We start from the raw sequence: 15,353 nt of genomic DNA, 5'->3' as shown, positions 1-15,353 counted from the left end.
TATGTTATAATGAATCTTGTCTTTTAAATAGTCTAGTGATGATGGCAAAGAGGTCACACCCGTTCCCATACCGAACACGGAAGTTAAGCTCTTTAGCGCCGATGGTAGTTGGGGGCTTCCCCCTGTGAGAGTAGGACGTCGCTAGGCATAATACCCAGGAGGATTAGCTCAGCTGGGAGAGCATCTGCCTTACAAGCAGAGGGTCGGCGGTTCGAGCCCGTCATCCTCCACCATATGCCGGTTTAGCTCAGCAGGTAGAGCAACTGACTTGTAATCAGTAGGTCGTGGGTTCGATTCCTATAGCCGGCACCATTTTTTTGAGCCATTAGCTCAGTTGGTAGAGCATCTGACTTTTAATCAGAGGGTCGAAGGTTCGAGTCCTTCATGGCTCACCATTTAAATTGCCAACAATAATATGCGGGTGTGGCGGAATTGGCAGACGCACTAGACTTAGGATCTAGCGCCGCGAGGCGTGGGGGTTCGACTCCCTTCACCCGCACCATTTATTTTAATTTCATAATTGCCAGGATAAATAATCTTATGCACATGCGGAAGTAGTTCAGTGGTAGAACACCACCTTGCCAAGGTGGGGGTCGCGAGTTCGAACCTCGTCTTCCGCTCCAAATGTGCCGGGGTGGCGGAACTGGCAGACGCACAGGACTTAAAATCCTGCGGTAGGTGACTACCGTGCCGGTTCGATTCCGGCCCTCGGCACCATTTTTTAAATATTAAGCGCCCGTAGCTCAATTGGATAGAGCGTCTGACTACGGATCAGAAGGTTGTGGGTTCGACTCCTGCCGGGCGCGCCAATAAATGAACGGGAAGTAGCTCAGCTTGGTAGAGCACTTGGTTTGGGACCAAGGGGTCGCAGGTTCGAATCCTGTCTTCCCGACCATTTCCTAAATACATGAATTTATGGGGCCTTAGCTCAGCTGGGAGAGCGCCTGCCTTGCACGCAGGAGGTCAGCGGTTCGATCCCGCTAGGCTCCACCAATTACAATAAATGAACCTTGAAAACTGAACAAGCAAAACGTAATCAATATAGTTTTTAGTAGCTAACTTCGTTAGTGAACGAAACAAAATTTTGGACATCAAAATTGATGCCAGCAAAACAATTTGAGCTAATCAAATTTCTTTTATGGAGAGTTTGATCCTGGCTCAGGACGAACGCTGGCGGCGTGCCTAATACATGCAAGTCGAGCGAACAGATAAGGAGCTTGCTCCTTTGACGTTAGCGGCGGACGGGTGAGTAACACGTGGGCAACCTACCCTATAGTTTGGGATAACTCCGGGAAACCGGGGCTAATACCGAATAACTTGTTGTCTCTCATGAGACAATTCTAAAAGACGGTTTCGGCTGTCGCTATAGGATGGGCCCGCGGCGCATTAGCTAGTTGGTGAGGTAACGGCTCACCAAGGCGACGATGCGTAGCCGACCTGAGAGGGTGATCGGCCACACTGGGACTGAGACACGGCCCAGACTCCTACGGGAGGCAGCAGTAGGGAATCTTCCACAATGGGCGAAAGCCTGATGGAGCAACGCCGCGTGAGTGAAGAAGGATTTCGGTTCGTAAAACTCTGTTGTAAGGGAAGAACAAGTACAGTAGTAACTGGCTGTACCTTGACGGTACCTTATTAGAAAGCCACGGCTAACTACGTGCCAGCAGCCGCGGTAATACGTAGGTGGCAAGCGTTGTCCGGAATTATTGGGCGTAAAGCGCGCGCAGGTGGTTTCTTAAGTCTGATGTGAAAGCCCACGGCTCAACCGTGGAGGGTCATTGGAAACTGGGAGACTTGAGTGCAGAAGAGGATAGTGGAATTCCAAGTGTAGCGGTGAAATGCGTAGAGATTTGGAGGAACACCAGTGGCGAAGGCGACTATCTGGTCTGTAACTGACACTGAGGCGCGAAAGCGTGGGGAGCAAACAGGATTAGATACCCTGGTAGTCCACGCCGTAAACGATGAGTGCTAAGTGTTAGGGGGTTTCCGCCCCTTAGTGCTGCAGCTAACGCATTAAGCACTCCGCCTGGGGAGTACGGTCGCAAGACTGAAACTCAAAGGAATTGACGGGGGCCCGCACAAGCGGTGGAGCATGTGGTTTAATTCGAAGCAACGCGAAGAACCTTACCAGGTCTTGACATCCCATTGACCACTGTAGAGATACAGTTTTCCCTTCGGGGACAACGGTGACAGGTGGTGCATGGTTGTCGTCAGCTCGTGTCGTGAGATGTTGGGTTAAGTCCCGCAACGAGCGCAACCCTTGATCTTAGTTGCCATCATTTAGTTGGGCACTCTAAGGTGACTGCCGGTGACAAACCGGAGGAAGGTGGGGATGACGTCAAATCATCATGCCCCTTATGACCTGGGCTACACACGTGCTACAATGGACGATACAAACGGTTGCCAACTCGCGAGAGGGAGCTAATCCGATAAAGTCGTTCTCAGTTCGGATTGTAGGCTGCAACTCGCCTACATGAAGCCGGAATCGCTAGTAATCGCGGATCAGCATGCCGCGGTGAATACGTTCCCGGGCCTTGTACACACCGCCCGTCACACCACGAGAGTTTGTAACACCCGAAGTCGGTGAGGTAACCTTTTGGAGCCAGCCGCCGAAGGTGGGATAGATGATTGGGGTGAAGTCGTAACAAGGTAGCCGTATCGGAAGGTGCGGCTGGATCACCTCCTTTCTAAGGATATTTTCGGAATACAAACCTTGGGTTTGTAAGATTACGTTTTGCGTTCAGTTTTGAAGGTTTATAAACAATTTTATAAAACTTCCAAGAGGGCCTATAGCTCAGCTGGTTAGAGCGCACGCCTGATAAGCGTGAGGTCGATGGTTCGAGTCCATTTAGGCCCACCATATATAACCTCTTGGGGCCTTAGCTCAGCTGGGAGAGCGCCTGCCTTGCACGCAGGAGGTCAGCGGTTCGATCCCGCTAGGCTCCACCAATTTTTTTATTTGTTCTTTGAAAACTGGATAAAACGACATTGAAATTGTAACAAACACATTTATTTTTAAATTAAGTTTTTTAGGCTTAATAACTAATAATAGGGTTTCAAGACACAAGCAGTTCTAGGAAGCAATTGAGTGAAAGAAGGAGCGTACTTACGTACGTGACTGACTGAACGAAAGAAGCTGACAACGAAATGCGCAGTGGATTGGAAGCCGTTGAAGGTTAAGTTATTAAGGGCGCACGGCGAATGCCTTGGCACTAGGAGCCGAAGAAGGACGGCACTAACACCGATATGCTTCGGGGAGCTGTAAGTGAGCTTTGATCCGGAGATTTCCGAATGGGGGAACCCACTACGTTTAATCGCGTAGTATCTTGACGTGAATACATAGCGTCTTGAAGGCAGACCCAGGGAACTGAAACATCTAAGTACCTGGAGGAAGAGAAAGAAAAATCGATTCCCTGAGTAGCGGCGAGCGAAACGGGAAGAGCCCAAACCAAGAGGCTTGCCTCTTGGGGTTGTAGGACACTCTATACGGAGTTACAAAGGAATGAGTTAGATGAAGCGACTTGGAAAGGTCCGCCAGAGCAGGTAAAAGCCCTGTAGTCGAAAGTTTATTCCCTCCAGAGTGGATCCTGAGTACGGCGGAACACGTGAAATTCCGTCGGAATCCGGGAGGACCATCTCCCAAGGCTAAATACTACCTAGTGACCGATAGTGAACCAGTACCGTGAGGGAAAGGTGAAAAGCACCCCGGAAGGGGAGTGAAAGAGATCCTGAAACCGTGTGCCTACAAGTAGTTAGAGCCCGTTAATGGGTGATAGCGTGCCTTTTGTAGAATGAACCGGCGAGTTACGATTACGTGCGAGGTTAAGCTTTATAAGGCGGAGCCGCAGCGAAAGCGAGTCTGAATAGGGCGAATTAGTACGTGGTCGTAGACCCGAAACCAGGTGATCTACCCATGTCCAGGGTGAAGGTGAGGTAACACTTACTGGAGGCCCGAACCCACGCACGTTGAAAAGTGCGGGGATGAGGTGTGGGTAGCGGAGAAATTCCAATCGAACTTGGAGATAGCTGGTTCTCTCCGAAATAGCTTTAGGGCTAGCCTCGTGATGAGAATACTGGAGGTAGAGCACTGTTTGGACTAGGGGGCCATCCCGGTTTACCGAATTCAGACAAACTCCGAATGCCAGATATTTATACACGGGAGTCAGACTGCGAGTGATAAGATCCGTAGTCAAAAGGGAAACAGCCCAGACCACCAGCTAAGGTCCCAAAGTAATCGTTAAGTGGAAAAGGATGTGGCGTTGCACAGACAACCAGGATGTTGGCTTAGAAGCAGCCATCATTTAAAGAGTGCGTAATAGCTCACTGGTCGAGTGACGCTGCGCCGAAAATGTATCGGGGCTAAACGATTCACCGAAGCTGTGGATTGACATCTACGATGTCAGTGGTAGGAGAGCGTTCTAAGTGCGTTGAAGTCAGACCGGAAGGACTGGTGGAGCGCTTAGAAGTGAGAATGCCGGTATGAGTAGCGAAAGACGGGTGAGAATCCCGTCCACCGTATGACTAAGGTTTCCTGAGGAAGGCTCGTCCGCTCAGGGTTAGTCGGGACCTAAGCCGAGGCCGATAGGCGTAGGCGATGGACAACAGGTTGATATTCCTGTACCACCTCCTCACCGTTTGAGAAATGGGGGGACGCAGTAGGATAGGGTAAGCGCGCCGTTGGTTGTGCGCGTCCAAGCAGTAAGGCGTGTGTGTAGGCAAATCCGCACACTATAACGTTGAGCTGTGATGGCGAGTCCGTATGGACGAAGTTCCTGATTTCACACTGCCAAGAAAAGCCTCTATCGAGGTGAGAGGTGCCCGTACCGCAAACCGACACAGGTAGTCGAGGAGAGAATCCTAAGGTGTGCGAGAGAACTCTCGTTAAGGAACTCGGCAAAATGACCCCGTAACTTCGGGAGAAGGGGTGCTCTTGAGCGTGCAAGCGCACGAGAGCCGCAGTGAATAGGCCCAGGCGACTGTTTAGCAAAAACACAGGTCTCTGCAAAACCGTAAGGTGACGTATAGGGGCTGACGCCTGCCCGGTGCTGGAAGGTTAAGAGGAGTGGTTAGCGCAAGCGAAGCTGCGAATTGAAGCCCCAGTAAACGGCGGCCGTAACTATAACGGTCCTAAGGTAGCGAAATTCCTTGTCGGGTAAGTTCCGACCCGCACGAAAGGCGTAACGATCTGGGCACTGTCTCAACGAGAGACTCGGTGAAATTATAGTACCTGTGAAGATGCAGGTTACCCGCGACAGGACGGAAAGACCCCGTGGAGCTTTACTGTAGCCTGATATTGAATTTTGGTACAACTTGTACAGGATAGGTAGGAGCCAGAGATCTCGGAGCGCCAGCTTCGAAGGAGGCGTCGGTGGGATACTACCCTGGTTGTATTGAAATTCTAACCCATGCCCCTTAGCGGGGCAGGAGACAGTGTCAGGCGGACAGTTTGACTGGGGCGGTCGCCTCCTAAAAGGTAACGGAGGCGCCCAAAGGTTCCCTCAGAATGGTTGGAAATCATTCGTAGAGTGTAAAGGCACAAGGGAGCTTGACTGCGAGACCTACAAGTCGAGCAGGGTCGAAAGACGGGCTTAGTGATCCGGTGGTTCCGCATGGAAGGGCCATCGCTCAACGGATAAAAGCTACCCCGGGGATAACAGGCTTATCTCCCCCAAGAGTCCACATCGACGGGGAGGTTTGGCACCTCGATGTCGGCTCATCGCATCCTGGGGCTGTAGTCGGTCCCAAGGGTTGGGCTGTTCGCCCATTAAAGCGGTACGCGAGCTGGGTTCAGAACGTCGTGAGACAGTTCGGTCCCTATCCGTCGTGGGCGTAGGAAATTTGAGAGGAGCTGTCCTTAGTACGAGAGGACCGGGATGGACACACCGCTGGTGTACCAGTTGTCTTGCCAAAGGCATCGCTGGGTAGCTATGTGTGGACGGGATAAGTGCTGAAAGCATCTAAGCATGAAGCCCCCCTCAAGATGAGATTTCCCATTACGCAAGTAAGTAAGATCCCTCAAAGACGATGAGGTAGATAGGTTCGAGGTGGAAGTGTGGTGACACATGGAGCTGACGAATACTAATCGATCGAGGACTTAACCAAAAAAGTTTGAAACATTCAATGAACCGTTTATCCAGTTTTGAAAGAACAAAATCTTTCAACAAAATATAAGGTCTAGTGATGATGGCAAAGAGGTCACACCCGTTCCCATACCGAACACGGAAGTTAAGCTCTTTAGCGCCGATGGTAGTTGGGGGCTTCCCCCTGTGAGAGTAGGACGTCGCTAGGCAAATAAAAACCTGAGATTAGATTCTCAGGTTTTTTTGTATTTAAAGCAGTCTGTCTGAATAAGCCCCGCCAAAATCAGATTGGGGCTATTCGACAGACTTGAAGTGTCTTAATAAAATACAATGCGATTCATTGTAGTAAATGTCTTGTATCACTCGTTGACAATCTGGAACAGCTGTTTATACAGCTGTTTTTATTTTCTCTATTAAAATTCAAGGGCGTTTCGCAAGTTATTGAGATAGGATTGGCTGACTGGTAGTTCTGTCCCGTCTTTTAATGTAACGATAAAATTGGAAGTGAGATCACGCGCCATCTTTTTTATAAAATGAATATTAACAATATAAGATCGATGAATGCGAATGAAAAATGCTGGTAAGCGCATTTGTAACTCCTTGAGTGTAATACTTGTTTTAAACTGTTCCTTTTCTACATAGAACCATGTCTTTTTCTGCAGGCTTTCGATATAAGATATTTTCTCAATGGCAACAGGGTTCCATTCTTCGTCCCGTTTACCAGTTAAAAATTGATAAGGTTCTAATTTCTGTGCTGTAAAAGTTGAAGGTAAAACAATTACTAATGCAGCTAGCGTGTCCTGTATATGTATTGGATAGCCAATACCGTAATATGGTGTTCCAAATAAGGTATTGTCTAAGATTGCGTCTGTGCGCTTTTTTGTTTGTAATACTTGCTCTGCAATACTGCCTGGCTCGACTTGCCGCCCTGCTTCTAAATGAATACTGTGCGATCCAGAGTGAAAATAGATATAAGAGTTTTGAACAGCAATGGCGATGGACGAATTTGTTGGAATCCAGTCTTGTAACATCGTAATAAATTGTTGTGAAATATCTTTTTGTAAAGAATCTAATTCATTATTCATTGTGATTATCCCCCTTGTTTGTAAACAGTTTACCAAATTTTGTCGTTAAAAAAGGTAGTTTCATCATTAAAATTCGGCATTTTATCTAAAAATAATGAAAATTCAGATGTACTGTTATATATTAATTTACAACAAATAAACCTGTTATGGAACAGATTTTAAAAAGTTTTTTAACAGAGTATATTTTATACAAAGGGGAAGGTGGAATTTCAATATGTCAACACGTCAAGAAAAAATCCAAGCTTTAGAAAAACAATGGGCAGAAAACCCGCGTTGGGCTGGTATTGAGCGCGCATATACAGCTGAAGAAGTAGTTAAATTACAGGGGTCTGTTGTAATTGAGCAAACTTTAGCAACTAAAGGTGCTACGCGACTTTGGAAATCCCTACATGAAGAACCATTCATTAATGCATTAGGTGCACTAACTGGTAATCAAGCGGTTCAACAAGTAAAAGCAGGTTTACAAGCAATCTACTTATCAGGCTGGCAAGTAGCTGCCGATGCTAACCTTTCGGGACAAATGTATCCTGACCAATCACTATACCCAGCTAACTCTGTACCAGCTGTAGTAAAACGTATTAATCAAGCACTACAACGCGCTGATCAAATCGATCATGCTGAAGGTCGTGTAGATGACTTTGATTGGTTTGCGCCTATCGTTGCAGATGCTGAAGCTGGTTTCGGTGGTCCTCTAAATGTATTTGAACTTGTAAAAGGTATGATTGAGGCGGGAGCTGCAGGTGTTCATTTAGAAGACCAATTAGCTTCTGAGAAAAAATGTGGGCACTTAGGTGGGAAAGTATTACTTCCTACACAAAATGCTGTTCGTAACTTAATTGCAGCTCGTCTAGCAACAGATGTAATGGGCGTAGATACAATTTTAATCGCGCGTACGGACGCTGATGCAGCAGATATGGTAACTTCAGATATCGATCCACGTGATGCAGAATTTATAACTGGTGAACGTACACCTGAAGGCTTCTTCCGTACAAAACCAGGTATCAAACAAGCAATTGCCCGCGGTTTAGCATATGCACCATACGCAGATTTAATCTGGTGTGAAACGTCTAAGCCATCACTTGAAGAAGCACGCGAATTTGCAGCAGCGATTCATGCTGAATTCCCAGGTAAAATGCTTGCTTACAACTGCTCACCTTCATTTAACTGGAAAGCAAACCTTTCAGAAGAAGAAATCGCAGAATACCAACGCGAGCTTGGAAAACTAGGATACAAATTCCAATTCGTAACGCTAGCAGGCTTCCATGCATTAAACCACTCTATGTTTGAGCTAGCTCATGACTATAAAGATAACGGAATGGCTGCATACTCTAAACTACAACAAGCAGAGTTTGCTTCTGAATCTAAAGGCTATACGGCTACTCGTCATCAACGTGAAGTAGGTACAGGTTACTTCGATGATGTGTCACAAGTTATTTCAGGTGGTACTTCTTCAACAACAGCAATGGCAGGATCTACAGAAACTGAACAATTCGTTTAATTCAATTACGTTAATTCCTAAATTCATAATCATAGATAAGTTTCCCTCGCACCTCCTAAGCGGGGGAAACTTAAATCACGAGAGGTGGGGAACTACTAATGGAACAGGTAACTACAGGTAAGCTTACTATTGTTGGGGAACAAAACGAGCAAACAAAAGAAATTTTAACACCGGAAGCCCTTGAGTTTGTTCTAGCCCTGCATGAAAAGTTTGATGCTCGTCGTAAAGAGCTTTTAGAGGCTCGGCAAGAACGTCAAAAACGTCTTGATGCTGGTGAGAAACTCGACTTCCTACCAGATACAAAGCATATCCGTGAGGGAGATTGGACGATTGCGCCACTGCCAGCGGATTTACAAGATCGACGAGTAGAAATTACTGGACCAGTAGACCGCAAAATGGTTATTAATGCGTTGAACTCTGGTGCGAAAATGTTCATGGCTTGTTTTGAAGATGCATCTGCTCCGACATGGGAAAACATGATTTCTGGTCAAATCAATATGCGTGATGCCATTAATAAGACAATTGAATTTACACAAGCATCAAATGGTAAAACATATAAATTAAACAATGAAACAGCTGTATTATTAGTACGTCCACGAGGTCTTCATTTACTTGAAAAGCATGTACTAGTGGATGGGGAACCTATATCAGGTAGTTTCTTTGATTTTGCTCTATATTTATTCCACAATGCTAAAAATGCACTAGCAAAAGGTACGGGTCCATACTTCTACCTGCCAAAGTTAGAAAGCCATTTAGAGGCTCGTTTGTGGAATGATGTTTTTGTCTTTGCACAAGATTACATCGGTATTCCACAAGGTACAATTAGAGCTACAGTTTTAATTGAAACAATATTGGCTGCTTTTGAAATGGATGAAATTTTATATGAGCTTCGCGACCATTCAGCAGGTCTGAACTGTGGCCGTTGGGATTATATTTTCAGCTATATTAAACGCCTGCGTAATCAACCAGATGTGATTTTACCTGATCGCGGTCAAGTAACGATGACAGTTCCATTTATGAAGGCTTATACGTCATTATGTATTCAAACATGTCATAAACGTAACGCACCTGCGATGGGCGGTATGGCGGCGCAAATTCCTGTAAAAGGGGATGACGAAGCGAATGCAGTAGCATTTGCAAAGGTTGCTGAAGACAAACGTCGTGAGGCAACTGATGGTCATGACGGGACTTGGGTAGCACACCCTGGCATGGTTGCAACGGCTATGGAGCAGTTTGATGCGATTATGGAGACACCAAATCAAATTCATAAAAAACGCGAAGATGTGAATGTTAAGGCTGAAGATTTAGTGGCTGTGCCAGAAGGTACAATTACACTTGAAGGTCTTCAAATTAACTGTAGTGTTGGGGTTCAGTACATCGCTTCTTGGTTACGAGGCAACGGTGCTGCACCGATTAACAACTTGATGGAGGATGCTGCAACAGCAGAAATCTCCCGTACACAAGTATGGCAATGGATTCGTCATCCAAAGGGTATTTTAGATGATGGAAGAGGTATTACATTAGCATTCGTGCTAGAAGTTTTGGAAGAAGAGCTTGTGAAAATTAAAGAGGCTGTTGGGGAACAGGCTTATAACAGTGGTCGCTATGATGAAGCTGCTGAACTGTTTAAATCTTTAATTGAACAAGATGAGTTCGTGGAATTCTTGACACTTCCAGGCTATGAAAAATTAAGTTAATTAATAGGAATCTACTAACGAACATATCCTACTTTTCTAAAATACAGTGGGCTGAACTCGAATGCAGCTCATGAGTTCCACTAATGTAACGAGCGGGGTCTGTTCCCCTGTTCTTTACTTATACACAATGAGCACTGTTTAATAAAAGGGGTCTACTTATATTAATGGTAAGTAATGAGATTTAAAAATGGGGTGCAAGATGTCTTACGAGCTTAGATGGGGGGCTTGTAAGGCATTTTTCTATACACAGGAAAACATTATGAGGGGGAAAAGAAATGGGCAATAAGGAAATGCTATTAATTCCAGGTCCTACACCAGTAGTTGATGAGATATATGATGCTTTGGCGAGCGAGACGCGTGGGCATACAGATCCACGATTTGTTGCGATTTATAAAAATGCATTAGTCCAAACAAAAGAACTGCTCCAAACGGATGGCGAGGTGTTTGTACTAGCAGGCTCAGGAACGCTAGCAATGGAAATGGCGATTGTCAATACAGTGGGCAAGGGAGAAAAAATACTCGTCATTAGTCATGGGTATTTTGGGGATCGTTTTACACCTTTAGCAACTGCTTATGGTATTCAAGTAGAAGTGCTACAGGCAGAGTGGGGTAAACAAGTTGAACTAGCTGCTGTAAAGGCAAAATTAGCTGGGGGTAATTTTAAAGCAGTCACAATTACACATGCAGATACATCTACAGGTGTTGTTTCAGATTTAGATGCATTAGTTCCAATTATTAAACAAGCGGGGGCTCTTATAATTTTAGATGGAGTTGTTGCAACAGCCGCATTGGATGAAAATATGAATAAAGCATATGGGCACGCTGACTATAAATTGGATGTTGTATTAACTGGTTCACAAAAGGCTATTGGTGTACCACCTGGATTAGCGATTATTGCGTTTAATCAATCTGCTTTAAAGGCTCGCGAAGCACTTGGCACGATACCAGCCTACTACTGCGATATTGAAAACTGGATACCAGTCATGAATGATCCAGGAAAATATTTTGCAACACCACCTGTGAATTTAATTTATGCTTATGATGTTGCTATGAAGATTGTTTTAGATGAGGGGATTGCGAAGCGTGAGGCGCGCCATAAAGCATATGGACGTGCTGTGCGTTTCGCATTATCTACGTATGGCATGGCAGCACTTGCTGATGAGACTGTAGCAGCACCAACTTTAAGTTGTATGCTCTATCCTGATGGAGTAGAGGATGCCAAGTTCCGAGCAAAGCTTGCAGAAAAAGGCGTAATTGTCGCTGGTTCTTTGGCACATTTAGCAGGTAAAGCATTCCGTATTGGGCATATGGGTAATACAACACCTGCTATGCTTGAACAAGCCGTGAAACTAATCGGTGAATCACTCAATGAATTAGGACACGTAGTAGCAGTAGAAGAAGCGGTTGCACGTTTGAATGAAGAATTAGCAGTAGTGACTATGTAATAGTAGAGGGAGATGTCTCACAAATGCGTGAGACATCTCCTTTTTCGTTATTTAACAATTGCTAGGATGAAACCGTCATATCCTTTAATTCCAACGGTTTGAATGGCTGTAGATTCGATACGTGGTTCGTGTTCTAATAAATCCATAAATTGACGCACACCTTGCACACGTTCATCTTCGCTTTTATCATCGATGACTTCACCGTTTCGCACTACATTATCAGCAATGATAAGTGCTCCACTATTCGCTAATTCTAAAGCCCATTTTAAATATTGAGGATTATTCGGTTTATCGGCATCAATGAAAATAAGGTCGAATAAAGGGCCTGAATTTTTAATTGTAGGCAATGAATGCAATGCATTTCCTACCACTACTTCGACTTTGCTGCTACAACCTGCTTTTAAGATGTTTTGCTTCGCCACTTCTGCATACGTCGGTTCAATCTCTAGAGTGTAAACCTTTCCTGATTCAGGGAGCGCACGAGCAAGCCATATGCTACTATAGCCACCAAGTGTACCAATTTCTAAAATATTTTGAGCACCTTTTATTTTTGCTAGCAGGTAAAGTAATTTTCCTTGTGTGGGTGATACATCAATTTCAGGAATGCCAGCATTTTTATTTGTTTGTAGGACATTCTCCATTGTTTCATCAAATGGAATTAGCTTATCAATAAAATATTCATCCACATCATGCCAAACATTGTTAGTTAACATAGTATAATTCCTCGTTTCCATAGTGATTTAAACTGCAACTAAAGTGTATGATAAAATGAACTATAATAAAAATATATAATAATTACTAATACATAACTTTAAGTTATGAGTGAGGAGAAGGTATGAATAGTCACGCATTAAAATTATTTTACCAAGTAGCTAAAACAGGTAGTTTTACAAAGGCTGCTGAAATATTGCATATTAGTCAACCAGCAGTTTCTAGCCAAATTAAAAGGTTTGAGCAGGAAATAGGCGTACCATTATTTAAACAGCAAGGCAGAGGCATCGTATTGACTGAATTTGGTGAGGCGCTAGCGGAAAAGGCGCAAAATCTTATTTCTCTTGAGCAACACATTGAGTCTTTTATTGAAGACTTTCGCCTTGCCAAGACGGGGTCTATTCATATTGTTGCTACTTATTTACCTGCTAATTTTTTAATTCCAAAATGGGCAGCTACTTTTAAAGGCTTAAATGAAGATATTAATTTAGTTGTTACAACGGCCAATACGAAAGAAGCATTTGAGCAGCTTATACACTATAAAGCGGATATTGCTATTTACGGTGGTGGAATATATGAGAGACCTGAGGAAGTATTATGGGAGGAGCTCTTTGAAGACGAGCTGTGGTTTGTTGTTGCACCCGAACATTTATATGCAAATCAAACGATTTCTATAGCGGATATGATGAAGGAACCTTTTATAATGCGAGAGGAAGGGAGCTCCATGAGAGATCACCTCTTTTCACTTTGTGAAACCCATCAAGTAAATCCTCCAAAAATTGCACTACAATTTAGTGGAATAAATGAAACAATTCGATCGGTTATGGCTGGATATGGCGCAATTTTTATTTCATCACTTGCGGTTAAAGAGTATGTTCATAGTGGGCAATTGGCAAGAGTATATGTACAGGGGATACATAGTAAACATAAAGTTGCTATTTGTACAAGGAAAAATGAGAAGCAAAGTTTACTTGTAAATAAGTTTATTGATACGATAAAAAATTCTTTATAGAAAAATTTAAGTCCTTCCGAGATACCCCAATTTTTCTATGCATAAAACTCGAATTTTGTTATACTAACTGTATAACAAACATGGAGCTGATATAGATGTTTATTCAAATAGAGCCCTTATCGGATGTGCCTATCTATGAACAGGTTACACGGCAAATTATAGAGGGTATTGCAAGGGGAGACATGGGACCAGGTGATATGTTGCCATCTGTGCGTAGTTTAGCGGCTGATTTAGGTGTTAATATGCATACGGTTAATAAGAGTTACCATGAGCTTGAGGCAAAAGGAATCATTACAATTCGCGCTAAATCAGGTGCAATTATTCGATCAACTGAGGAGCGTGCATTAACGCCTGAACAGTTGCAACAGATTGAAAAAAATTTAAAGCCTGTTGTGGCAGAAGGAATGGTGCTCGGCGCAACAGCTGATCAAATTGAGCACATGATGAAAAAGGTATTTGCTGACTTGCAACTGCCAGTAGAAGGGGTGTAGCATGCTACTAGGTATTTTTACAATAATGTATATTATGACATTAGCTATGCAAATTTTTGTCCCTTATATTGTACGTGAGACAATCGTATTTGGAGTTACCGTACCGGAGCAAAATGTAAAGCATCCTGCATTAGCGATTGCGAAAAAGCGCTATGCGCAAATAGTAGGTCTTTTTGGAGCGATAATTTTAATAATCATGTTTGTGTTTTACTGGTTGCTCGCTCCTGCTGAAAGTGCTCAGGGCATTCTTTTACTTAGCTGTTTATTTGGGATGCTTGCGGTCAGTATGGTGTTATATTGGTTGAATCATCAAAAAGTGATGAAGCTGAAACTGCGTGAACGATGGGGCTTAAATATAAAACAAGTGAGAGCTGTCGATTTAACAGCCCGTAGTCGTGATGAAATACTACCTTGGCCATTTTATGTGGTGCCTATCGGTGTTACTGTTTTCCTCATTATGTTTACGTTGTTACATTATGAACAAATACCAAATGCTGTTGCGGTACATTGGGGACCAAGCGGAGCGGCAGATGCGTGGCAAGAAAAAACGTATTTTTCTGCGGTTTCACTACCACTAGTCATGTTAATGATGCAATGTATGATGTGGGGTATTGCGGATTCACTTAAGCGCTCTGCAATTCGATTGTCTATCAACCATCAGCAGGAGTCTTTGGAAAGCGAATTAAAAACACGGAAATTTATGAGCTGGAATATAGCGTTGGTCAGCTATAGTTTAACGGGATTATTTACAATACTACAGTTAAGTAATATTTATCCTTCGATGGCTGAAGGAAAAAAACTATTACCATTGTTTATTGCTTTCCTAGTTTTAATATTAGGTTCAGTGCTTGTATATGCATGGAAAAAGCGACAGTTACGATTGAATTATAAAGATAATGTGGTGTCAGAGGTAATGGATATTGATGAGGATCGTTATTGGAAGGGCGGTCTTATTTATATGAATCGTCAGGATCCATCAGTGTTTGTGGAGAAACGTTTTGGTGTAGGTTGGACAATGAACTTTGCAAACCCAAGAGGCTATATCGTCATCGGCTTGCCATTACTTATATTGCTGTTGGTTTCAATATTTTCATTATAAAATAAAGAGGTTGTCAAAAAGCGCATAAGTGCCAGTCACTCAAACAATTTCCAATGTTAACTGTGGGTTTTATGAAAATATAAGTGAAAATCCAAGAAGTCTCCCAGTGGGAACAACACAGTGCATAAGCCGCAACAAACCGCGCATAGCGAGGGATGCGGCTTATGCTGGAAGTAGATTTTTGCACAGAAAGTAGTCAATAGTAAGTGCCAGTCACTCAAACAATTTCCACTGC

At 43.9% G+C, this 15,353-nt stretch carries 8 protein-coding genes, 11 tRNA genes and 4 rRNA genes; 21 read left to right on the top strand and 2 right to left on the bottom strand.

Annotation, left to right across the window (positions count from 1 at the left end):
• The first annotated feature begins 31 nt into the window (after positions 1-31).
• The 15 genes from rrf (NSQ74_RS02935) to rrf (NSQ74_RS02865) all read left to right on the top strand — a co-directional run bounded on the left by rrf (NSQ74_RS02935) (position 32) and on the right by rrf (NSQ74_RS02865) (position 6,289).
• A 5S ribosomal RNA gene (gene rrf / locus NSQ74_RS02935) occupies positions 32-147 on the top strand.
• Between the two features lie 10 nt (positions 148-157).
• Positions 158-233, top strand: a tRNA-Val gene (locus tag NSQ74_RS02930).
• A 3-nt stretch (positions 234-236) separates the two neighbouring features.
• Positions 237-312: transfer RNA gene (locus NSQ74_RS02925), tRNA-Thr, on the top strand.
• 7 nt (positions 313-319) lie between these two features.
• Positions 320-395: transfer RNA gene (locus NSQ74_RS02920), tRNA-Lys, on the top strand.
• Positions 396-417: 22 nt separating this feature from the next.
• Positions 418-502, top strand: a tRNA-Leu gene (locus NSQ74_RS02915).
• A 46-nt stretch (positions 503-548) separates the two neighbouring features.
• Positions 549-623: transfer RNA gene (locus tag NSQ74_RS02910), tRNA-Gly, on the top strand.
• Positions 624-628: 5 nt separating this feature from the next.
• Positions 629-717 (top strand) — tRNA-Leu (locus NSQ74_RS02905).
• Between the two features lie 15 nt (positions 718-732).
• Positions 733-809: transfer RNA gene (locus NSQ74_RS02900), tRNA-Arg, on the top strand.
• A gap of 9 nt (positions 810-818) precedes the next feature.
• A tRNA-Pro gene (locus NSQ74_RS02895) sits at positions 819-895 on the top strand.
• Positions 896-917: 22 nt separating this feature from the next.
• Positions 918-993: transfer RNA gene (locus tag NSQ74_RS02890), tRNA-Ala, on the top strand.
• 142 nt (positions 994-1,135) lie between these two features.
• Positions 1,136-2,687, top strand: a 16S ribosomal RNA gene (locus NSQ74_RS02885).
• Between the two features lie 96 nt (positions 2,688-2,783).
• Positions 2,784-2,860: transfer RNA gene (locus NSQ74_RS02880), tRNA-Ile, on the top strand.
• Between the two features lie 13 nt (positions 2,861-2,873).
• A tRNA-Ala gene (locus NSQ74_RS02875) sits at positions 2,874-2,949 on the top strand.
• Between the two features lie 225 nt (positions 2,950-3,174).
• Positions 3,175-6,102: ribosomal RNA gene (locus NSQ74_RS02870) — 23S ribosomal RNA — on the top strand.
• Between the two features lie 71 nt (positions 6,103-6,173).
• A 5S ribosomal RNA gene (gene rrf / locus NSQ74_RS02865) occupies positions 6,174-6,289 on the top strand.
• Together the 16S, 23S and 5S rRNA genes with 11 tRNA genes alongside form the textbook arrangement of a ribosomal RNA operon.
• A gap of 204 nt (positions 6,290-6,493) precedes the next feature.
• Here the strand turns inward: rrf (NSQ74_RS02865) and NSQ74_RS02860 are convergent.
• Complete coding sequence (locus NSQ74_RS02860; RefSeq protein WP_340821415.1) at positions 6,494-7,165, bottom strand: LytTR family DNA-binding domain-containing protein; 672 nt, start codon at positions 7,163-7,165, stop codon at positions 6,494-6,496.
• A gap of 214 nt (positions 7,166-7,379) precedes the next feature.
• Between NSQ74_RS02860 and aceA the strand changes: the two genes are divergently transcribed.
• The 3 genes from aceA (at position 7,380) to NSQ74_RS02845 (ending at position 11,805) form a co-directional block, all read left to right on the top strand.
• A complete protein-coding gene (gene aceA, locus NSQ74_RS02855) occupies positions 7,380-8,663 on the top strand; it encodes an isocitrate lyase (RefSeq protein WP_340821414.1) in 1,284 nt (427 codons plus the stop codon).
• A gap of 98 nt (positions 8,664-8,761) precedes the next feature.
• Positions 8,762-10,360, top strand: coding sequence for a malate synthase A (aceB, locus tag NSQ74_RS02850; protein WP_340821413.1), 1,599 nt, complete (start codon positions 8,762-8,764; stop codon positions 10,358-10,360).
• 275 nt (positions 10,361-10,635) lie between these two features.
• Positions 10,636-11,805, top strand: coding sequence for a pyridoxal-phosphate-dependent aminotransferase family protein (locus NSQ74_RS02845; RefSeq protein WP_340821412.1), 1,170 nt, complete (start codon positions 10,636-10,638; stop codon positions 11,803-11,805).
• 47 nt (positions 11,806-11,852) lie between these two features.
• Here NSQ74_RS02845 and NSQ74_RS02840 read toward each other — a convergent pair whose 3' ends face one another.
• Positions 11,853-12,518 (bottom strand): O-methyltransferase, encoded by a 666-nt coding sequence (locus NSQ74_RS02840; RefSeq protein WP_340821411.1) that lies wholly within the window; start codon positions 12,516-12,518, stop codon positions 11,853-11,855.
• Positions 12,519-12,640: 122 nt separating this feature from the next.
• Between NSQ74_RS02840 and NSQ74_RS02835 the strand changes: the two genes are divergently transcribed.
• From NSQ74_RS02835 to NSQ74_RS02825, 3 genes are all read left to right on the top strand, one after another.
• The gene (locus NSQ74_RS02835) at positions 12,641-13,528 is read left to right on the top strand and encodes a LysR family transcriptional regulator (RefSeq protein WP_340821409.1); all 888 of its coding nucleotides are present in this window, start codon (positions 12,641-12,643) and stop codon (positions 13,526-13,528) included.
• 95 nt (positions 13,529-13,623) lie between these two features.
• Positions 13,624-14,019: a GntR family transcriptional regulator gene (locus NSQ74_RS02830; protein WP_340821407.1), complete on the top strand. Its 396-nt coding sequence runs from the start codon at positions 13,624-13,626 to the stop codon at positions 14,017-14,019.
• Position 14,020: 1 nt separating this feature from the next.
• Positions 14,021-15,118: a DUF1648 domain-containing protein gene (locus tag NSQ74_RS02825; RefSeq protein ID WP_340821406.1), complete on the top strand. Its 1,098-nt coding sequence runs from the start codon at positions 14,021-14,023 to the stop codon at positions 15,116-15,118.
• The last annotated feature ends 235 nt before the right edge of the window (positions 15,119-15,353 follow it).

Source organism: Lysinibacillus sp. FSL W8-0992, from assembly GCF_038008685.1.
GTDB lineage: Bacteria > Bacillota > Bacilli > Bacillales_A > Planococcaceae > Lysinibacillus.
The sequence above is the reverse complement of the archived record's forward strand: the minus strand, read 5'-3'. Positions and strand labels throughout refer to the sequence as shown.